The sequence below is a fragment of the Acinetobacter sp. YH12251 genome (assembly GCF_013417465.1).
GTDB lineage: Bacteria > Pseudomonadota > Gammaproteobacteria > Pseudomonadales > Moraxellaceae > Acinetobacter > Acinetobacter amyesii.
In genome coordinates this window covers 45,632-67,377 of record NZ_VPDZ01000008.1, presented here as the reverse complement: position 1 = coordinate 67,377, position 21,746 = coordinate 45,632, and the positions used below count along the sequence as shown (strand labels likewise).

Sequence of the window (21,746 nt, the reverse complement as noted above, 5' to 3'; positions counted from 1 at the left end):
TCATAAAATCAATCCATTTGATGATAATTCAACCGCTTTGATCACTGCGCGAGCTTTTATTTGGGTTTCATTCCACTCTGATTCAGGATTTGAGTCGTACACCACCCCTGCTCCAGCTTGAACATAGACCTTATTTTCACGAATTACACAGGTACGAATCGCAATCGACATGTCCATTTCGCCATGCCAGCCTAAATAACCAACAGCACCACCAAAAATTCCACGTTTTACTGGTTCAACTTCGTCAATAATTTCCATAGCACGGATTTTTGGTGCGCCTGAAAGCGTACCCGCAGGGAATGTTGCCTTAAAAACATCCAAAGCATCGATATCATCACGTACTTCACCTTGCACATTTGACACAATGTGCATGACATGCGAATAACGTTCGATCACCATTTGATCAGTCACGTGAACTTTACCGATTTTAGAAACGCGTCCAACATCATTTCGCCCCAAATCGATCAACATCAAATGCTCTGCAATTTCTTTTTCATCAGATAGCAAATCTTTTTCTAGCGCTAAATCTTCTTCTTTTGTTTTACCCCGTGGTCGCGTTCCCGCCAAAGGACGAACTGTTGCCACACCATTTTCTAAACGAGACAAAATTTCAGGTGATGAACCAACAATATGAAAAGGAATGTCATTTTCTAGTGTCTGCCCTTGCACCAAGAACAAATATGGCGATGGATTGAGGTGACGTAGTGCACGATAGACCTGTAAAGGCTCACCATCAAAATCGGATACCATACGATGACCTGGCACAACCTGCATCACATCACCTGCTTTAATGTACTCTTTTACTTTTGCAATAGAGTCAATAAAGTTATCGTGTCCAGTGATGGATTCAAACTGTGGTGCAGTATGCTTATTTGCTTTGAGTGCAATTGGGGTTGCCAAAAGTTCTTCTAGCTCATCCAATTGTTGCTGCGCCTTGGTATAGGCCTCAGCATCATTTACATCGGCATGCACAATTAAGAATAAGGTATCCTTAAGGTTATCAAAGACGATGACGGTTTTTGATAGCATCATCCACATATCCGGAATCCCGACCGGGTCAGCTTCTGGAACATTATTGAGCTTTGGTTCGATATAACGTACAGCATCATAACCAAAGTATCCAACCAATCCACCGGTAAAGCTCGGCAACGCTGGCAAATCTTGCTGTGTAGGCACTTTATATTGTGCTTGGAAGTCACGAATGTATTGAAATGGGTCAGCACATTGTTGTTTTTCAACCGAGCCATCAGCATGTTGAACGGTCAACTGCCCTTCATTACACGAAAATACGGTGGACTCGCCCAAGCCAATAATGGAGTAACGCGCCCAGTTTTCGCCACCCTCTACAGATTCAAATAAATAGGCTTGTTTATGTTGTTTTAATCGCGCAAAGACAGAAAGTGGAGTTTCTGTATCTGCCAAGCGCTGACGATATACTGGAATCAAGTTATATCCAGCAGTTTTCAGTTGTTCAAATTGAGTTTGTGTAGTCATTTGGGTTTCTCTATATTTCGCGTGGTCAATTTCAGTTAATTTCTTCTCATGCTGATTGAGTGACGCCATCGAAATACTACACACTTGCTCATTTTCACTTCCTTAACCCTACTTATTTCAACCCAATAATTCTTTTAAGTTATCAACCACGTGCTGCGGCTGACAATCTCGAATATTTTCACCATGATTATAGCCATAGCTGACCACAATACAATCAATACCCGCACGACGTGCTGCCTCTACATCATTGACAGAATCACCCACCATCAAAATTTGCTGTTTCGGCAAGGCATAATGCTCCGCACAATACTCTAGCTGCATGGGATGTGGTTTACGCTCTTCAAAACGATCTCCGCCAATCACATCATCAAAGTATTCATGCATACCTAGTGCCTGCACAATACTGCGTGCCGGTTGCTCTGGTTTATTGGTCACACAAATCAGAATTTTCTCTTCTGCTTTTGCCCAATCCAAGAACGCTAGAATGCCGTCAAAGGGCTGCGTCAAAACACAAGGATCTGCATTGTAAATCTTTAGAAAAGTTTCCAGTAAAAGATGGTGCTGTGCGGCATCCACCTTCCCGGTCAAGTATTCAAGTACGCTATGACAAAACAATGAAGTTCCTTTCCCAATCCAGTTTCGCACCTGCGCTTCTGTGACCAACGGTAATTGCAACGCATTTAGACTCATATTCATCGCACGATGTAAGTCAGATGCTGAGTCGACTAGCGTTCCATCCAGATCAAATAAAATCATTTGGCGTTCTGCTAAACGAACTTCAAACATAATGTCCCTCTATTTTTTTGTAAATTTTCCCCATAAAAAAGGCATGCCCATGCATGCCTTTTGAGGAATGTCTCGGTTTATTTAAACAAGACCCATGCAATAATTGCAAGAATGATTAAAACAATGACTGAGATTAAGCCCACAGAGGCATTTTTTTGCGCTTCACGCTCTTGCTCTACACATGTCGCTGGAATTTCTACATCACATGCTTCATTTTTCGGAACAGCCGTTACGTCAATTCCCTCAGGAATTGGTGCAGGTTTAGGCACACCTACATTGGTCGGCATACCATCACGAGTCAATTGAACCGAGCCATCTCGCTCTTTCAACTCTGGCATACCTTGATCATTCATTTGTTGTGCTGCGGTTTTAACAACAGGCTCTTGTGCCTTAGTCTCAGACGTGTTTGCTACAGACTCTTGTGCCACAGTTTCAGAAACTGCAACAGCTTCAGACGGCTGCTGAACAGGTGTAATTTCTTCTGTTTGCAACGCTTCAACGCTTTGTTCAATATCCGCAGGGATCTGAACAGCTTTAGCTGGAGCCAATAAACTAAACTTCACACTGGCAAACTGTACAATATCACCTTCTTTTAAAAGTGATTCACCAGTCAAACGGACATCATTAATAAACGTCCCATTGGATGAATTAAGATCTTGCAACCAGAGTGCCTGATCTTTCAGTACAAAGGCAGCATGTTTACGCGATACATCAGATTCTTGCAAAACAATATCTGCTTGTTGATGGCGACCCACCAACATATCACGCTCAATACTAATTTCTTGTCCTGTTAAATCACCAGAAATTGCTTGAATTTTCCAAGTCATGAAGTTAATTCTCTATTGCTCGTTTTTTTCATCATAGCATGCTGTGGTTTCAAAGCTAAACCACTCTGCTGTCTAACCTAAGGCATGCCCGCCACTTTGCCATTCGGTACGGTAATGGTTTCGCGCTTCACCGCAGGTTCAATGGCGACTGGCGTGGAGACCACTGCCGCTGGCTGTGTCATTTGTGGTGCTGTCGGTACCGTCTTATACACAGGGGCTGGCGCTGTACCTTTTGAAACAGGTATGCGCTGTTGATACACATCGTCCACATTTTCAGGTAATTTCGCAAAATTACCGTCATTATCCAATGCCAGTTGCAGACTATAGAGCTGACTGTAGCGCTGCTGAGACATTCTCTTCACATCGGCAGAATTTCCAACAATAGTCGGATGAATAAAGATCAGTAAATTGCGTTTACTGTTGGATTTTCCTTCCGAGCTAAAGAGTTTGCCCAGTACAGGAATAGCCCCGAGCCCTGGAACAGATTGACGCCCATGCAATGTATTGTCAGAGATCAACCCCCCCAACACAATCGTTTGACCATGCTCTGCCAAGATCGAGGTTTTGATCGCGCGTTTAGTCGTAACCAAATCCGACGCTTGGCCTTTATTGTCTTTTACATCAGAAACTTCTTGCTCTACCTCTAAACGCACCGAACCACCGTCGCCAATATGCGGCACAACTTTCAAAGTAACACCGACATCTTTACGCTCAATCGATGTGTATGGATTGGCTGTGCCACCATTGGTGGTGACCGAACCTGTCACAAATGGAACGTTTTCACCCACCACAATATAGGCTTCTTCGTTGTCCATCGTCACAATCGACGGTGTAGATAATAGATTCGATTTGGTTTTTTCTTTTAGGGCCTGAATCATCGCACCATAGAGTTTGCGTGAACCATCACTGCCTTCACGATAATCACCAAGGACCAAAGAAGTACCCGCACTCACCGCGCTACCTGCACCCGCAGCGCCACCAGTTAAATAACCTGCGGCAATATTCTTTAAACTAGAACCAAAGTTATCAAAGTTAATTAAGCCGATACCACTACTGATATCACCCAACGCCCATTGCACACCGAGTTGATCGGTATCCGTGCCTTCGACTTCAATAATCGCCGCTTCGATCAGCACTTGCTGACGACGAATATCGAGCTGAGAAATCGCAGATTCAATTTCACGCATGAGCTGCGGATCTGCTTTCACAATCAGTGCATTTTGTGTGGTATCGGCAATAATACTGACGCCATTGGCATTAAAGCTTGAGATACCGTTTTGCGTATTATTGGAAGAGTTATTACTGTTGAGGTTAATACCTGAACTGGTGTTATTTTGTGAGCTGAATGACTGTGAATTCGAACTGTTACTATCATTCATTAAACTGTTCATCGTGCTGCTGTTTGAGCTATTCGATGAATTCGTACTCGAAACAGCTTGCCCCGTGACCAAGCCTTGTAAGATTTCCGACAAGTTTTTTGCACTGGCATACTTCAAACGAAAGACTTTCAACCCACCCAATCGATCTGCTGCAGGCACATCTAAGGTTTCAATAATCTTACGAATGCGCTTACGTGTCGCTGTATCACCTTTAATGATAATGCGATTGGTTCGATTGTCCGCGATAATACGAATTCGTGACCCTTTCGGGTCTTTTGATGCGCCGGTCGAACTCATCGACTCTAACAGTCCAATCATTTCTTCGGCCTGACTCGATTGCAGCGTCACAGCTTCGATATCATTTTGACCCGTTCCATCTAAATTACGAATAATCGTTTCGAGCTGATAAATATTACTTGCACGATCTGAGACGATAAGCGCATTGGTCCCCGCCACTGCTGACAAATGTGCAAATTGCGGCATCAATGGGCGCAACGCTGGAATTAAGTCGTTGGCATTAGTGTTATCAAGCCAAATCACTCGAGTGACAATTTGGTCTCCAGACGCACGGTGGCGCGCATCATAAGGAATGCCCGAGCTTTTTACATTACTGTCTGGAACTAGTTTAATGGTGTTGCCCGATGGAATTGCCACTACACCATTCACATTCAACACACCGAGAAACAGGTCATAGACTTCATTTTTATTTAAAGGCTTATTGGAAATAACCGTTACATTTCCTCGTACCCGTGGATCAACTGCAAAATTTTTCCCCGTGATATCTGCGACTTCATTAATGAATGCCGTAAGATCTGCATCACGTAAATTGATTTTCCATGTTTGTGCATAACTTGCTGTGCTGACCATAGCAACCAAGGGCACCATGGCATAGGCAGCTAAAGTTGAACGGTTATTATTAAATAAAGCCATATACGCCTGTGTTTCCTAACCCTATAAAGTGATGAAACATCACTAAAAATCCTGTTGTATGGTCATCACTTGATCACCACGTTTGACTTCAAGTTTCACCTGCCCTTCACGGCGGGCTTGTTCTAATAATTGCGCCTCAGATTGTCCTGCACCGACCGCCTGCCCATTTAAAGACATGATGCGGTCACCCGGCTGCAAACCCAATTTATTTCTTAAGGCTGCAGGTGTTCGATTTGAAACTTCAAACCCACCATTAACTGATGGATTTACCCCCATTTCCTGCATATATTGTTCACGATTTTCAGTCATGCGTTGTACGGCCTGACCAATCGCGGACTGCGTTGTGCTTTGCCCTAAATTTGCAGGATCAGTTGTATTTTGCATGCTGTTATTCTGCAAAGATCCGCCTGATGTTGCATTGGCTGTAGGGACAATCGGTTGATCTAATCCGTTTTCAATACCTTGGAACGCCAATTCACGCCGTGCACCATTGCCCTGCGTTAAAATCACCTTATCCCAATAAACTTCAGCCAGTTGATATGATGAACCTTGAATGGTTTCTCCAACCAAGTAGCGATCTGAACTCTCATTGACCTTAATCACTGCCGACGAGTAGCGACTTGGCCGTCCAACCACCACACCTTGTAACACCATATTTAACTGCGCGTCAGCTGCTGAACTGCGGTTTTCCTGAAACAAGGCAAAAGAGCTAATATTAGGAACTTGCGTTTGCTGTGAACCCAATTCAACTCGGTCTAACTGCATGGCTTGTGGCGGTGCAATCAATAACCAAAATAAAGCGGCTAACTTCCAGCACAGGTACAAAATTATTAAAGCCAAGACCACAGGTGCAAGTCGATCTGTTTGCTTCCAATTGATCTCACGGAATTTGTCTAAATAGTCAGCCATCAGTTCACCCCACTCAATAGGGGTTGACGCGAACTAATCACATACGTATCTAATCCTGCCTTACCTTCATAGGAAGCAACATTCATCAAAAAGCGCTGGGTTAATTGCACATCCAACATGAGGTCTGGCTCAAGTGACAAATTCATCATTTTTTGTTCACGTTGATCTCGAACATCAATCGATAATTTGCCATTATCATCTTTTAATTGAGCCAACATGGCAGGTACATTCATTGACTCTTGACGCTGTGCAAAGCTAAAGGATAAATCCCCACCTGCCCACTGCATCTCGCCTGATGACTGACTAAATCCCTGCTGTGGCTTATATTTAAACTGCACATCTTTTAATTGAATGGCATTCGTTGGCCATTGCCAATCAGCAAAACTTTTTAAGGTTTCAGGGGCAATTTGACCCTCTAAGTTTTTGATGCTGATACTTTTGCCAAAACCATACCCCATCACACCTTGCAGTTTGGTATTACCACTATGAATTTCAACATTTGCACCCAAGCGCAATAAAATCAAGTCCCACGGGCGCGTGTTCCAGTTTAACGAGCCTTTCAAGTTTCCTCGTGTCCAATCTGCTTGCCCGTGCCAAATATTGCCACTGACGTTATGTAGCATTTGGTTATTTTTATAAAACTTTGTAATGAGCCACGCTGCTGGTACTTGCAGCATAACGAAAATTAAAAAACTGATCGCAGCAAAAATGAGCCACCGAATATTATTAGTTTTATTGATCATCCCACCACAACCGATCCATCAATTTTTTTTCCATCATTTAAACATTTTTCTTTATAGACACATTATGCATACTTTTTCTGCATAGCCAATTCAAAGAGATAAAAAAACCAGGCATTAGCCTGGTTTAATTATCCTGAACTCAGGATATGACGATTTCATGAATTATTCTTAAATTAAGAAGTCTTCTAGTTTCGCGCCTTTTTCTAATTCAGCCACTAACCAACGCGGTTGTTTACCACGACCGGTCCACGTGTCATCTGCATTGGTTTTGCTACGGTAACGTGGCTCAACAGCTTTACGAGTTGATTTTTTACGTTTGCTTGAACCAAATTCAAGGATTTGTTCAACACTTAAATCTAAATTTTCTGCAATTTCAATAATACGGTTGTATGCATCTTCAATCGCTTGATCTTTTTTAGATGCAATCAGTGCTTCAGCTTCTACTTGAAGCTTCTTTAACTCTTCAACTGATAAATTACTAATATCAGGCATAATCTTTAACTCCGAAATTTCATTTTAATAATGCTTATGAAAACTCGCTCATAATATTATAATAAAATTTTTATTCAATAAATAATTTTCATTTTACTACAATATTTTAACACGACTCCTTAAAATATATAAAGTTAAATTGTATTTAGATATTATTTCCCACTGAATTTTCTAAGGCTTTTATTTTGGTTTTAATATTTTCTGGAATAGAGGTTTTTTGTAGGGTAATTTTATCCACGCACACAATAACCGCATCGCCTGTTGCAACAATTTTTTGTTGCTGTTCACTCCATAATATATAACGCATACGAAATGCACTGTTTCTTAATTCTTCAACGCGCGTTGCCACTTTTAAAATATCAGGATAAACCACTGGGCTTAAATATTTACACTGGCTTGAAGCAACAACCGTAACCACAGACTGATTAAATATATCCAACTGATCTAAATAACCAATCCGCGCACTTTCCATATAACGATAATAATGCACGTTATTTACATGACCAAAAGCATCCATATCCCCCCAAGCGACGTGTTGAGTATGAACCAATGAATATTGAGCTAAATCTTCTTGCATATAATGTCCTTATATTCGAATTTCCATAAAATTGGCATTATTTTCAAATATTAAATTTAATTGTTTGATCAATTCATCCTGCTGATTTAAGGCTGACTTGATGCGTAAATAACTCATTAATACATCATCTGGATATAATTCTAACAATGCATCTGCTTCAGCTTGGCGTGCTGTCGCTTGGTAAATATTCCATTTTGCAAAACTAAAAACAGGCAGCGCAGGATACTTTTCTTCCCAACGTTGAATCTGCTGTTCTACAGCCACATAATCAGGGTTTTGCTTCAGCATTTTTTGCTGGAACCACAAAAAGAACACTTCTTTGTTAAATTGCTGTTCCAGCAAATGAATAGCCAATTGCTCATGTTCCTGACCCATCTCTGGCATACGAGACAAGACTTTCAACCATAGCACTTTGACCGCATATTTACGCTCTGTAATTTGATCTTGTAAGTCCAAATAACGCTGTTTTAAATACTGTAAGTCATCGACATCAGCTTGATCAAATGCAGATAATAATTGTTCCAACCAAGCTTGTTTTGTCAACTCATCTAAATGTCCATAACGTGTTGAACGTAAATACAACCAAGGAAACTGCAACGCAAACATACCCCATAGCATGGTTAAGCGCTGCTCATAGGCACTACTGACTTTTTGCAACCATGGTGATAATTCATGTTGATTCAAAAATTCGAGATGCGTTAAAGCCTTTTCACCCTCTTGTTGAGATAAATAAATTTCAATCCGTTGCAATTCTGCAAGCTCAAAAGCCATTGGATTGGTCTGAGTTAATGCATTTAATGCTGTTTCATATTGTTGCTGAATCCAATATAAACGCGCATCGATCACCCCTTTTAATAATCCAGACTCAGTAAAAGCTTGCTGAATAAAGTTTTTTTGATCTTGCGCAGCATTTAAAAGCCAAATGACAGCCAATTGCTCATAGGGATGTAGTTTATTAAAACTAAAGACCGTTTCAGATTTACGTTGTTCTCGACTTAAATAACGTTTAACCGCATACCAAAACATTTGCACGATCAAACTCAGGAGTGCCAGCAATAATGCTAAAAACCAAATATTGGATTGAACTTGCCATTCACGCCAGTATAAATACACATAGCCTGCACCATGCCCAAAACTCAGCAAACTAATAATGGCAACAACCAATAAGCTAATAAATAAATAGGCCAATAAAATATGTTTCATAGTCGATTATCCTATGAGTGCCCGAGTATTTAACAGCGGTACAGAAATAACCGGAATGTCCTTTAATTGTTCTAAACGTTGGCGTATTGGTTTTAATGAAGCATCTGGCAATTGCTGCATAATTTGCATAATTTCAGTGATTTCTTGTTGAAATTGAGGATATTGTCCTTGATTTAAAACCTGCTGAGCCAAAATTAAACGTAACTGCATTTCTTTTAATACCAAGCTACGCTGCATTAATACGGGACTCGGTTGTTCGACTGATTCGACTTGAATCCATTTTTGCCAAAAAGAAAGACCTTTTTGCTGCTCTTTTGAACTATAGGGCTTTAATATTTCTTTTTCTAACAATTGATCGATCGATTGCAGAGTATTTTTCACTTTATCAGACTGCAACTGACGCTCTGTCACATATTGCTTTAAGGTTTCACGGTCTTTTTGAATCACCTGATGCAAACTCATGCGCAGTGCAGGTGCCAAGCTCAACTGATCTAATTGTTGGTCTAATTGGTTTAATTTTTCCAAGGCGACAGCAAATTGTTGTTGCTGCATGGCAAATTCAACCAAATCAAGTTGCTGGCCCACAACCAACATCGGCTCAATACTATGGGTCGCCTCAGCAGCAATCGAAGCATTCGATGTCGTTGCAGCCGACATCTCGGTCGTTCTGCCGCTCAACTGTCGTTTCAAAGCCACAACCTGATCATTCAAACCGGCATTGCGCTGTTGCAATAAAGTTTGTTGTTGCATCAGTTCGGTTTGTTGAGCATTGACTTGAAATAGATCAAAACTGAGTTTAGCCAACCAAAGTACGGCGACAATGACCACAACGACAAACAACTTCTTCATGTATTTCCCTGCACGACTTGCACATGCTGCAATATGTGTGTCGCGTTTAAATCTTCGAGTTGAATAATTTTAAAATCTTTGTTCAGTGTTATACGACTTTGCTCAAGTAGCTCGAACAACCTTACACCTAAAACTAAAAAATGTGCATGACTCAGCACTGATAAATGCGACTGAATCAAGTCAAGCCAATTGAGCCAGCTGGCCTCACTGGTAATCAACATACAATATGGAGATGACAACTGATGTTCAGAAATGAGTGTTTTTACTTTTTGGATGGTCTCTTCTGGTAGATGCCGTTCATATAGCACAAAATTGAGAACCTGAATGCCACGTGCTAGCAACTGCTGCATCATAAATTGACGACCACCTTCACCGCGCCAAAATGCTACACAAGCCCCGGCCTCTAATTGTTCTAAATGGCTTAAGGTGAGCATTCCCTCCGAGGTTTCCACCTGCGGTACGACACTGTGAATACCATAATCAGCCAGCTTTGCTGCAGTTGCATCACCGACGGCAACCCATTGAATATGTTCGAGCTGCTCAAGTGAGATGCCTGCTTTACGCAAACCTTGCATACCAAAGGTGACCGCAGAGGGGCTTACTACAACCAATACATCCGCAGCACTCAACTGGGCGTAGCACGCTGCCAATGCTTCTGACCATGCCCGTGGCTTGAGCTCAAGTAATGGAAGCTCAGCCACAGCAACACCCGCAGAGCGCAGCGTCAAGCTAAGCTGCGTTGCACGATCTGCTGGACGTGTATTGATAAAAAGCATGTATTAATACAATGCCTTTAAAATTTCACCTGCACCTTGGGCTAACAAGTCTTGTGCCAATTTGACACCGAGCTGTTCAGCTTGTTCAGGAAAACCTACTTGCTGTGCTTTCAACAAGGTTTGACCGTCAACACTACCGACACGACCTTCCAAATGAATCTGACCATTTTCTAAGGTTGCATAACCTGCAATCGGTACTTGGCAGCCACCTTCTAGATATGCATTAAATGCACGTTCTGCGCGTACACAGGCATTGGTCTCTGTATGCATTAAGGGCAAAATTAAATCCAATACAGTTTGATCTTGGCTACGACATTCTAGGCCCAATGCACCTTGTCCAACTGCAGGTAAACTCACAACAGGCTCAAGAGTATGACGAATACGCTCTGCTAAACCCAGACGCTTCAACCCTGCACTCGCCAAAATAATCGCATCATAGTTACCCGCATCGAGTTTAGATAAACGCGTACCCACATTGCCACGCAGATCAATAATCTCAAGGTCTGGACGTTGTTTTAAAATTTGGCATTTGCGGCGCAAGCTCGACGTTCCCACCTTCGCACCCTGTGGTAACTCATCAAAACTGTTATAGGTATTTGAAACGAAAGCATCTAATGGGTCTTCACGCTCACAAATCACGGCCAAACTTAAACCTTCAGGCAAGGCCATTGGCACATCTTTCATCGAATGAACTGCCAAGTCTGCACGACCATCCAACAATGCCGCTTCTAATTCTTTTACAAATAATCCTTTCCCCCCAATTTTGGCTAAGGGGGTATCTAGAATCTTGTCACCTTGAGTCACAAAGGTCACCAACTCAACTTTCAAATTTGCATGAAGTGCTTCTAAGCGTGCACGAATATGTTCCGCCTGCCAAAGTGCAAGCGGGCTTTGTCGAGTTGCGATCTTAAGGATATTCATAAATTTTAAAATACAGTCTATAGGGCTATTATTCTAAACTTAACTTGCTCAGTTGAAAATGCAAGCTTAATTCGCAATGTGCTTTAACCCTTGCCCTATAATTTTTGTATTCGCTCGCGTAAATTCGGTAAATGCCGACGGCTGACCGACAAGCGCTCGTCTAAATCTCGACAACGCACTTGATATTGCCCTGAGCTTACAACCTCTAAACCATCTAAAAAGCTCACAGACACCAAGGCATTACGATGGATGCGTATAAAGCGATCACCAAATTCATGCTCTAAATCTTTCAGCGTTTCATCAATGAGTACGCTGCCATTTTTGTGCCGAACAGTGACATATTTCTGATCTGCAAGAAAATAGTAAATATTTTCCACAGGTACCAACTCTACACCACGATAGGTCTTTGCCGCGATTTGATGGCGGCTGATTTTAATTTCGTCCATATTTTCTTTTTGTTTTATCGTGCTCAATTGAGCTTGGGTTAATTTAGTTAAATGATCTAAAACCTGCTGCAATTCCTGTTGCATAACTGGTTTTAGTAAATATCCCTCTGCATTCGATTTAAATGCATCAAGTGCATGATGATCATATGCAGTACAAAAAATAATAGCAGGCATGGGGTCTAATTCACGCAACAATTTCGCGCAAGTCAACCCATCCATTTCAGGCATTTGTATATCTAGTAAGATGACATCAGGCTCGAGGCTTTGAGCCAAGTCAATCGCTTGTTGACCATGTGAAGCTTTCGCAACCACTTGATGTCCAAGTTGAGTGACTAAACGTGACAATCGCTCTACTGCTAGAGGCTCATCATCACAGATTAGGATGTCCATTTCTCCTCCTTATCTCATTAACGTCATTTATTTTTATTGGTCAACTGAGATTTCTATTTATATTGATATTGCACCACAGTCGTATACATTCCCTCGCCTGCGTAGGTTTGAAAAGTGACATGCTGACCATAATATGCCTCAAGTCTCTGTTTCACGTTTTCGATGGCAATACCATTCCCCTGACGTAATTTAATTGTATCCTGTGTATAGGGATTTGTAATAACGATATTAATTTGATTTTGTAATATTTCAATCAATATATTTATCGTACTCTTTGTCAAAATCTTTTCAACTCCATGAAAAATACTATTTTCTAATAAAGGTTGTAAAGTTAATAGTGGAATTTGTACTTGAGCGTATTGTTCAATACCTTCTAGTTTCCACTCCACCTTAAGCCGATCACCTAAACGCATTTGTTCAATGGCCAAATAACGCTGACACAGATCGATCTCATCTTTGAGACTTACCAACTTCAATTCTTGAAAACTTGCACGGAACAATCGAGATAAATTCAGTAGCATTTGCTCCGCTTTATCTGGGTCAATCGCAATCAAGCTAATCACATTGTTTAAGCTATTAAATAAAAAATGTGGATGAATCCGAGCTTGCATAGCCTGAATGCGTGAGTTTAATTCACTATGATGTTGTCGACCCCACTGTTCTCTTAAATATAAATATCGAAAACAAAATGCCCCAAGCAACACCCCATAGCTCAGATTTAAAACCACACCAGCAGTTAAAACGTCTGCATTCAAACCAGCTAAACTGAAATTTTCACCAAAATAGATCAAAACATTTAAAGTTATGGTGGTGAACAACACCAAAGCTTGCAATAAAACAAACCCGCCCAACATGAGCATTTTCATGCTTAAACCACGCGTCTTACTCTGCAAAAGCTCTGAAAATGCAGCAAATGCCAATAAAATCCAGTTAATAAATAACACATGCTGCATAACACTGGAAAAACTTAAGGCATGCCACGATTGAGCTTGGGCCAAGGCCAAGACCAAAGCTACAATATTGCCCGCAAGAAACAGCTCCCACAGATAGTGCCAACGGCCCATTTTTCCTGAAAATACAGAAATTGTCATAGACCTAAACCCTGTCTAAAAGTTTGATCAACTTGCCCTTCGGCAACTGGGTTCGAATTTGCTATACTCTTGCTCAGTTCTATGCTTTTTATCTTATTGAGCCGACATGACCACATCTTCTAATTCCTCAAATCCGTCACAAGCCCAAACTTCAGGCATGTGGGGCGGTCGTTTTTCCGAAGCTACTGACGCTTTTGTTGCTGAATTTACAGCATCTGTACAGTTTGACCAACGCTTTTATAAACAAGATATTGCAGGTTCAATTGCACATGCAACCATGCTTGCAAAAGTTGGCGTTCTAACTGAACAAGAGCGTGACGATATTATTAATGGCTTAAATACCATTAAAGCAGAAATTGAAGCGGGTAACTTCGAATGGCGCATTGACCTAGAAGATGTGCACATGAATATTGAGTCACGTTTGACTCAACGTATCGGTATTACAGGTAAAAAACTACACACCGGTCGTAGTCGTAATGACCAAGTTGCAACCGATATCCGTCTGTATGTTCGCGACGAAATCGATGCTATTTTAGAATTATTGCAAAAATTACAAAAAGGCATCCTAGGCTTAGCGGCGAAAAATACCAATACCATCATGCCGGGCTTCACGCATTTACAAACTGCACAGCCAGTGACTTTTGGCCACCATCTAATGGCGTGGTTTGAAATGTTAGTACGTGACTCAGAACGTTTAATTGACTGCCGTAAACGTGTAAATCGCCTACCTTTAGGCTCTGCTGCACTTGCAGGTACAACCTATCCAATCGAACGTGCGTATACAGCAGAACTCTTAGGTTTCGAAGCTGTCTGTGAAAATTCATTGGACGCCGTATCTGACCGTGATTTTGGTATTGAATTCAATGCTGCAGCATCACTCATCATGATGCATTTATCACGCATGTCAGAAGAAATGATTCTTTGGACATCGGCACAATTCAAATTTGTGAACATTCCTGACCGTTTTTGCACCGGCTCTTCAATCATGCCGCAAAAGAAAAACCCAGACGTTCCTGAGTTGATTCGTGGTAAAACTGGCCGTGTATATGGTGACTTGATGAGCCTATTGACCCTAATGAAAGGTCAACCTTTGGCATACAACAAAGACAACCAAGAAGATAAAGAACCACTATTCGATGCAATTGATACTGTTCGTGGCTCACTCATGGCATTTGCCGACATGATCCCTGCACTAGTGCCAAACATTGACATCATGCGTGAAGCAGCGCTGCGTGGCTTCTCAACTGCAACTGACCTTGCCGACTACCTCGTTAAAAATGGCGTGGCATTCCGTGATGCACATGAGATTGTGGGTAAAGCAGTTGCTCTCGGTGTTCAAGAAGGCAAAGATCTTTCAGAATTAACCCTTGAGCAACTTCAACAGTTCTCTGACTTGATTCAGGCCGATGTCTTCGAAAAAGCATTAACACTTGAAGCATCTGTCAATGCACGTAACCACATTGGTGGTACTGCACCTGCTCAAGTTGAAGCAGCAATTGAACGCGCACACGCACGTTTAGAAAAACTTTACGCATAACTTTTTCAAGTTAAATGGAGTATTGATATGTCTCGACAAGTTTTTTGCCGTAAATATCAGGCTGAAATGGAAGGTTTAGACTTTGCACCATTCCCGGGTGCAAAGGGACAAGAATTGTTTGATACGGTATCTAAACAAGCTTGGCAAGAATGGCTAAAACACCAAACTACGTTGATCAATGAAAAACGTTTAAACGTGTTTGAAGCTGACGCGAAAAAGTTCCTTGAAGAGCAACGTGAAAAATTCTTCAGCAATGATGAATCTTTAGAAAAAGCCGAAGGCCTAAAGCCTGAGTAAAACTTAAAGCGTTGCTTTAAGTTTTACGCAAGACAAGCGAAGCGCGTAGTTTCAAATGTCATGAAGGAGTCCCAAAGGGGCTCCTATTTTTATACTCCGCCACGCCGCAAGACAAGCAGCTATGCTGCTCGTAGGCTTTAATTGAAAAGAATCTCCAATCTTGGGGATTCTTTTTTATTGCTCTAAAAATTACGCAAGACAAGCGAAGTGCGTAATTTCAAAATAAAGTCTGAAAGGACTCTTTTTTTTGCTTCGGAGCACTGCTATTTTCGCAAAACCAAGATGACGTCTGTGTAAGCTTTCATTCAGAAATGACCTTCATCATTGCTGAAATATCTTTTATCCATTGATCAATTTTATTTAAACTTAAATAAATGAATTTATTATTTAAATAATGTTAATTGTATTTTTTCCATTACATATATCAATTTTTATCGTTTAAATCCAAACAAAACCTACCAAAGTTATCGGCCAATTTGTATCAAAAATTCTTAATGTAAATTTGTGATACATTTCTCAATAAAACACAACATTACACTACAATAAACTCCATGTATTTCTAAATCTGCTTTCCTATAATAGCAATCAAGAAGATGGAAACATCTTCCATAATAGCGATAAGTAACCCCGATTTTCCTTCCCAGATTTCCCCCAAAATCTGGGAATTTTTTTATCCAAAATTTGCGCTAACATCTCACATTTAACTTCAAGCTCTAATCAAATGAAGCGCTGTTCAAACTACTCAAACCCTCAATTTTTTCTAAAAACTCGGCAATAAAAAAGCCCCGATCACGGAGCTTTTAATAACTTACTTTTAAATCAAGGTTGTTTTAAATACGGCCATGCAGCTTTCAAATAAATAAACATCGACCATAACGTTAAAACCACGGCTGTATAGAGCAATCCATACGCCAACATTTCTAGGGGCTGCCAATTCAGCAAAAATACTGAAATCGCAATCATCTGGAATGCTGTTTTATATTTACCAACGGTTGAAACCGCAACACTGGTACGCGCGCCTAATTCAGCCATCCACTCACGTAGGGCAGACACCGTGATTTCACGTGAAATAATTACAATCGCTGCAAAGGCCATCGAAATGGTCGGTTGCCATTGCACCAAGACGATCAACGCAGTTGCGACCATCAGTTTATCTGCAACAGGATCGAGAAAACGTCCAAATGCTGAAGTCTGATTTAAACTTCTTGCAAGGTAGCCATCAAACCAGTCAGTGACAGCTGCGATCACAAAAATAGCGGTCAGCAATATATGACGTGACATGCTGGCAGCATGTTCACCCACGCCCATTGCAGGTGGCCAGTACGCCACCAACAAAAACACAGGAATTAAAGCAATTCGTGCCAATGTTAAAATATTAGGAATATTCAGGATTCGACCTGTTGTCATAGACACCCCAGTTTTCCCCTCATGCACGATGAAAATGCAAAATAATTTGAGGATTTATCCATCGTTAGTTGCACTCACTTTATACGAAATGCCCCTCAGTGTCACTAGGCAAACACCGTAACAGTCTGTCGCGCAATCGCTATCAACTGGTTATTTTCATCCCATAAATGCGCATATTCTGTAGCGTAGCCATCCGCGGCATAGTCGGTAAATACTTTATATTTAAACCAATTATGTAAGTTTGATTGCAAGAGATGTACATAGGTCAATGTCCATGTTAAAGAACTCGCAGGCGCCATGGTTTTGTACATAGGCAGTACGCCGGGCGGCCACATATCCATCGAGACCATTAGGTCAGCAACAGTCATCTTACGGTTATCATGACGTTCTGGGTTAAAACGCATCCAACCACTAAAGTCAGGCTTTTGACTTGCTGTACATGGATACTGCCCATCTACCCAGACCAAATCCATTTGCTGAAAGCACTGGGGTGCAAGTGGATGATGTTCGGCAATCTTTAAGCTGCTCACTTCAGGAAAATCGGGTGCTTGACGCTCCTGATTGACGGCAATGCTTGATTCACGTGGAACACCAAAGCTCGCCAATAAAATGCTTTGTACGGCATCATCTTGCCAAATTCGAACTTCGATGGTGGTGACGGATTTGCCCTGTCTTAAAATTTCCGCACTTAAACGCACGGGCGCCAATTGTACTGGCCCAACAAAGGTCACATTACAACTAAGTAAACGTCGCTGCGGATCGGCAATGGTGGCAACGGCTTTGTGCATCATCATGCCAGCCACTAAGCCGCCATAGATCGTACGCCCTTGCAACCATCCTTCTGGAATCTCAACCCATTCATTGTGTTCAATATGTTGATACAACTGTGTGAGTGACATCATCATCCCTGATCATATTTTTGATTTTTATATCATTGTATAAAAATCAAATGATGTGAATGATCAGTGACTCATGCGTCAATGAGCATTTTGGCAAATTCAGAATTGACCCGTCATCGATTGGGGCTAGTTCGCTCTATTCATGCAGAATTTTATAAATGGTGCGCGCCATCACATCGCCTAAGCCCGGCACTAGTTTTAAATCATTTTCCGAAGCTTTGAGTACCCCCTGAATCCCACCAAAGTGTGTCAGTAAATCTCGGCGACGCTTTGGTCCCAGTCCAGGAATGGCTTCAAGCACCGAAGAGCCTCGCTTTTTATCACGTTTCGCTCGATGTTTGGTAATGGCAAATCGGTGGGCTTCATCACGAACCTGTTGAATCAAATGCAGGGCTTTATGGTCTTCGGGCAATTGAATTTTTTCACCATCGGTAAAGTGCAAGGTTTCCAGACCTGGTTTACGCCCCTCACCTTTGGACACCCCGACCATAAAGGCATCGAGCTCGAGTTCCTGCATGACTTCCATCGCCATGTGTAATTGACCTTTACCCCCGTCAATTAATAGCAAATCGGGCAGCATATGCTTTTTATAGCGGCGGGTCAGCGCTTGACGCATGGCAGCATAATCATCTCCTTCAGTAATGTCATTGATGGAAAATTGGCGATAGTCGCGCTTTCTTGCGCCACCCGCATCAAAGACCACACAAGACGCGATAGTTGCCTCCCCCATAGTGTGAGAAATATCAAAACACTCAATACTGTCAATCGGCCGCCCAACGACTTGCTCTAACTGATGAAAGCGCTCATTCAATTCAAAATGGTCAGCCAGTTTACCTTTAATGGCGTGCTGCACATTCATCTGTGCCAATTCTTGCCACTCTGCACGGGTTTCACGCACTTTATGTTTGATTTGAATCCGCTTTTCAAAGTGCTGGTACAACGCATCTTCCATGTCTTTGCGATCTGGAATATCGACATTGATGATGAGTTCAGTTGGAATCTCATCTGCAACTTGAAAGTAGAAATTGGCAATGAAGTCCGAGAGCATTTGACCTAGATCATCACCCTGCATATCAGGGAAATAACTCTTTCCGCCGAGCATTTTGCCATTGCGCACATGCATGATTTGCACACAGGTCACACCGGCTTGATAAGCAATGGCAATGATATCTGCCTCGCCTTTGACTTTATAAATCGCTTGCTGAGTTTGCACATCACGTAGCAGTGCCATACGATCACGATAAAACACTGCCTTTTCAAACTCCAAAGCTTCTGCCGCAGCTTCCATTTTCCCAATCAGCTCTTGATTGAGCTCTTTGGTGTCGCCTTGTAAGAACCGAATCGAGTTATTGACATCTTCTTTGTAATCTTCGGGTGAGATCAACCCCACACAAGGCGCGGAACAGCGTTTAATTTGGTATTGCAAGCATGGTCGTTTGCGCTGCGAAAAATAGTTATTTTCACACTGACGCACATTAAACAGTTTTTGCAGCACCACCAAAGTATCACGCGCGTTATAAGCACTCGGATAAGGCCCAAAAAACTTACCGGCCTGATGCTTGGCTTTGCCTCGCCCTGCGGCAATTCGTGGATAGGGTTTATCGGCTGAAATAAAGATATAAACATAAGATTTATCGTCCCGCAGCATGATGTTATATGGTGGACGATGGAGCTTAATCAGGTTTTGTTCCAGCAATAGGGCTTCAGTTTCGGAACGCACTACTAGCGTTTCAATATCATAAATACGGGCAACCAAAGCCTGCGTTTTGGGATGCTCAATGGTTTTCACAAAATAACTCGACACACGATTTTTTAAATTCTTTGCTTTACCCACATACAGCAACTCACCGTCTTTACCCAGCATGCGGTAAACACCGGGTAGAGTCGTCATATTGGCAAGAATTTTTTCAATATGTTCGCGTGCGTTTTCGTTCACTTTTGCCTTGTTCCGTCTTCGATATTGCTCTTTGACATGATGTGATGCTTTTACCTACATTTTCAAGCAATCCCGCAAATTTATTGTTGCTCATAGCAATGATCTGATTGCTAAAAGCTATTAATGCAAAATTCTAAATTTGCTATGCTCAAAACATCACGCTTTAGGAACATGATGCATGACGAACGCCAATCCCGCCATCCATGTCGTACACCCGACAACTTCGACGCAGAGCACTGCTGAAAAAAACCGTTTGATGGGTAAGCCGCGTTTTCATTTTGAACCGCATGACGTTATGCAACGCTTAAAGCAACGGATCATTGGACAAGAAGCAGCATTAGACGAAATTGAAAAAATGCTGCATGTGGTCAAGGCTGATTTTTCCAGTCCTGAACGACCGCTCTCCGTAACCTTAATGCTTGGACCGACAGGTGTTGGTAAAACCGAAACTGTGCGTTTAATCAGTGAAGTGATTTATGGCCGACCTGATGCCTTTTGCCGCATTGATATGAACACGCTCGCACAGGAACATTATGCGGCTGCCATTACTGGTGCGCCTCCGGGCTATGTCGGCTCGAAAGAAGGCCATAGTTTATTTGATGAAGTTGCCATTGCAGGTAGTCATACCCGACCGGGCATCGTGCTTTTTGATGAACTGGAAAAAGCGTCAACCGAAGTTCTTCGCGGCTTAATGAATGTGCTGGATAGCGGAAAATTAACCCTAACCTCAGGTACAAAAACCATCGACTTTCGTAATTGTATGGTCTTTATGACCAGCAATGTCGGTGCACAAGCGGCACAGCAATATCTAGATAAGTTAAATTTTTTACCCGAAAAAATACAGAAGGTTTGTCTCAAGCGCGTGCCAGTCAGCAGCATTATTGAAAAAGTCATGCAACGTAAATTCGACCCTGAATTTATTAACCGTATTGACCGTGTACTGCAATATCAACCCGTTCAAGATGATGCTTTACCTCGTTTGGTCGAAATTGAGCTGGAAAAACTTAATCAACGCCTACAGCATCAAAAACGCAGTATCAAACTCACAGATGCAGCCAAAGCACATTTTTATCAGAATCATGATATTCGGTATGGCGCACGGCATTTAGCACGAAAAATGCGGGTCGAGCTTGAACCTATTTTGGCGGTGTATTTTTTGAATCATCCCGAACAAACTAAAATACACCTAGATGCACAACTTGGACAATTGGTTATTATTAAATAATTCTCTGGTCTTTAAAAGGCATGCTCACATACCTTTATTCAGCATTCTTATATTTATTGGATTGGAACACCAATCGCTTTAGCAAAAGCTTGCGGATCTTTCGGTGAAACCATGACGAATTTACGTTGTCCATTCTGTATATATTCAATTTTTAACCGTGTAATGGAAAGCGCAGGTGCCGCAGATAAATCCTGACTTGCACTGATGCGTTGGATATTCTGCAAAGGAATCTGCCAATGTAGAAACATGCTACGGATGTTTAATTCTGTAGCGGAAATTTGATAACGTGTATTGAATATTGGCCACCACAGCAGTAATACCGTTAAAATATACACCGCGGTATGAAGAGGATATTGCTGCATCGTGCCTTTGGCTTGCATGGTGAGTAATAATTGAATGAGTAAACCGCTCATACAAACAATAAACGCCACCACCCACCAATCTTTTTTTGAACGAAAAACTTGCATCTTATCCCCCATCAACTGCTTTTATTCTATACAAGATTTTGAAGGATGCATCTGCTATTTCAGCTTTTATTTTTGCAGGAAATAAGCGTATTTATCACATTATTTTCAAGAATATGGAGAACCATTTCGCTCAAGTACCGCTATTCATCAATTGTCATTTTTGGC

20 protein-coding genes and 1 pseudogene are annotated in these 21,746 nt (G+C 41.7%); 3 read left to right on the top strand and 18 right to left on the bottom strand.

Features of this window, described 5'->3' with window-relative positions:
- The 14 genes and pseudogenes from trpE to FTV27_RS08495 all read right to left on the bottom strand — a co-directional run bounded on the left by trpE (position 1) and on the right by FTV27_RS08495 (position 13,929).
- A complete protein-coding gene (trpE, locus tag FTV27_RS08560; RefSeq protein ID WP_180078126.1) occupies positions 1 to 1,494 on the bottom strand; it encodes an anthranilate synthase component I in 1,494 nt (497 codons plus the stop codon).
- Positions 1,495 to 1,611: 117 nt separating this feature from the next.
- Positions 1,612 to 2,280, bottom strand: a complete 669-nt coding sequence (gene gph / locus FTV27_RS08555; RefSeq protein WP_180078029.1) for a phosphoglycolate phosphatase — start codon at positions 2,278 to 2,280, stop codon at positions 1,612 to 1,614.
- A gap of 77 nt (positions 2,281 to 2,357) precedes the next feature.
- On the bottom strand, positions 2,358 to 3,107 hold the full coding sequence (locus tag FTV27_RS08550; protein ID WP_180024947.1) for an FHA domain-containing protein: 750 nt from the start codon (positions 3,105 to 3,107) through the stop codon (positions 2,358 to 2,360).
- A gap of 77 nt (positions 3,108 to 3,184) precedes the next feature.
- Positions 3,185 to 5,416 carry a type II secretion system secretin GspD gene (gene gspD, locus FTV27_RS08545; RefSeq protein WP_180078027.1) on the bottom strand — a complete coding sequence of 744 codons (2,232 nt, stop codon included), beginning with the start codon at positions 5,414 to 5,416 and terminating at the stop codon, positions 3,185 to 3,187.
- 42 nt (positions 5,417 to 5,458) lie between these two features.
- Positions 5,459 to 6,325, bottom strand: coding sequence for a type II secretion system protein N (locus FTV27_RS08540; RefSeq protein WP_180078025.1), 867 nt, complete (start codon positions 6,323 to 6,325; stop codon positions 5,459 to 5,461).
- A complete protein-coding gene (gene gspN, locus FTV27_RS08535; protein ID WP_180078023.1) occupies positions 6,325 to 7,068 on the bottom strand; it encodes a type II secretion system protein N in 744 nt (247 codons plus the stop codon). Before gspN ends, FTV27_RS08540 begins: the two co-directional genes overlap by 1 nt.
- Before the next feature lie 168 nt (positions 7,069 to 7,236).
- The gene (locus FTV27_RS08530) at positions 7,237 to 7,563 is read right to left on the bottom strand and encodes an H-NS family nucleoid-associated regulatory protein (RefSeq protein WP_180078124.1); all 327 of its coding nucleotides are present in this window, start codon (positions 7,561 to 7,563) and stop codon (positions 7,237 to 7,239) included.
- A gap of 142 nt (positions 7,564 to 7,705) precedes the next feature.
- Positions 7,706 to 8,137, bottom strand: coding sequence for a thioesterase family protein (locus FTV27_RS08525; RefSeq protein WP_180078020.1), 432 nt, complete (start codon positions 8,135 to 8,137; stop codon positions 7,706 to 7,708).
- A gap of 9 nt (positions 8,138 to 8,146) precedes the next feature.
- Positions 8,147 to 9,340 carry a heme biosynthesis protein HemY gene (locus FTV27_RS08520; RefSeq protein ID WP_180078018.1) on the bottom strand — a complete coding sequence of 398 codons (1,194 nt, stop codon included), beginning with the start codon at positions 9,338 to 9,340 and terminating at the stop codon, positions 8,147 to 8,149.
- A 6-nt stretch (positions 9,341 to 9,346) separates the two neighbouring features.
- Positions 9,347 to 10,189, bottom strand: coding sequence for a hypothetical protein (locus FTV27_RS08515; protein WP_180078016.1), 843 nt, complete (start codon positions 10,187 to 10,189; stop codon positions 9,347 to 9,349).
- Positions 10,186 to 10,965 (bottom strand): uroporphyrinogen-III synthase, encoded by a 780-nt coding sequence (locus tag FTV27_RS08510; RefSeq protein WP_180078014.1) that lies wholly within the window; start codon positions 10,963 to 10,965, stop codon positions 10,186 to 10,188. The genes FTV27_RS08515 and FTV27_RS08510 overlap by 4 nt, the downstream gene beginning before the upstream one ends.
- Positions 10,966 to 10,968: 3 nt before the next feature.
- Entirely contained in the window at positions 10,969 to 11,886 is a 918-nt protein-coding gene (gene hemC / locus FTV27_RS08505; RefSeq protein ID WP_218949541.1) for a hydroxymethylbilane synthase, read from the bottom strand.
- Between the two features lie 95 nt (positions 11,887 to 11,981).
- Positions 11,982 to 12,722 (bottom strand): LytTR family DNA-binding domain-containing protein, encoded by a 741-nt coding sequence (locus FTV27_RS08500; RefSeq protein ID WP_078193128.1) that lies wholly within the window; start codon positions 12,720 to 12,722, stop codon positions 11,982 to 11,984.
- Between the two features lie 53 nt (positions 12,723 to 12,775).
- A pseudogene (locus FTV27_RS08495) lies at positions 12,776 to 13,929 on the bottom strand (sensor histidine kinase).
- Between FTV27_RS08495 and argH the strand changes: the two are divergent.
- Positions 13,920 to 15,350, top strand: coding sequence for an argininosuccinate lyase (gene argH / locus FTV27_RS08490; protein ID WP_180078011.1), 1,431 nt, complete (start codon positions 13,920 to 13,922; stop codon positions 15,348 to 15,350). The pseudogene FTV27_RS08495 and the gene argH sit on opposite strands and share 10 nt — an antisense overlap.
- Positions 15,351 to 15,377: 27 nt before the next feature.
- On the top strand, positions 15,378 to 15,647 hold the full coding sequence (locus FTV27_RS08485) for an oxidative damage protection protein (protein ID WP_078190466.1): 270 nt from the start codon (positions 15,378 to 15,380) through the stop codon (positions 15,645 to 15,647).
- 819 nt (positions 15,648 to 16,466) lie between these two features.
- Here FTV27_RS08485 and pgsA read toward each other — a convergent pair.
- The 3 genes from pgsA to uvrC all read right to left on the bottom strand — a co-directional run bounded on the left by pgsA (position 16,467) and on the right by uvrC (position 19,889).
- Positions 16,467 to 17,054 carry a CDP-diacylglycerol--glycerol-3-phosphate 3-phosphatidyltransferase gene (pgsA, locus tag FTV27_RS08480; RefSeq protein WP_078190467.1) on the bottom strand — a complete coding sequence of 196 codons (588 nt, stop codon included), beginning with the start codon at positions 17,052 to 17,054 and terminating at the stop codon, positions 16,467 to 16,469.
- A gap of 104 nt (positions 17,055 to 17,158) precedes the next feature.
- Positions 17,159 to 17,953, bottom strand: coding sequence for a thioesterase family protein (locus tag FTV27_RS08475; protein ID WP_180078009.1), 795 nt, complete (start codon positions 17,951 to 17,953; stop codon positions 17,159 to 17,161).
- 136 nt (positions 17,954 to 18,089) lie between these two features.
- Positions 18,090 to 19,889: an excinuclease ABC subunit UvrC gene (uvrC, locus tag FTV27_RS08470; protein WP_180078007.1), complete on the bottom strand. Its 1,800-nt coding sequence runs from the start codon at positions 19,887 to 19,889 to the stop codon at positions 18,090 to 18,092.
- 178 nt (positions 19,890 to 20,067) lie between these two features.
- Between uvrC and FTV27_RS08465 the strand changes: the two genes are divergently transcribed.
- Entirely contained in the window at positions 20,068 to 21,114 is a 1,047-nt protein-coding gene (locus tag FTV27_RS08465) for an AAA family ATPase (RefSeq protein ID WP_180078006.1), read from the top strand.
- Positions 21,115 to 21,167: 53 nt separating this feature from the next.
- On the opposite strand, the gene FTV27_RS08460 is transcribed toward FTV27_RS08465, so the two are convergent.
- Positions 21,168 to 21,581: a PH domain-containing protein gene (locus tag FTV27_RS08460; protein ID WP_180078004.1), complete on the bottom strand. Its 414-nt coding sequence runs from the start codon at positions 21,579 to 21,581 to the stop codon at positions 21,168 to 21,170.
- Positions 21,582 to 21,746 lie beyond the last annotated feature (165 nt).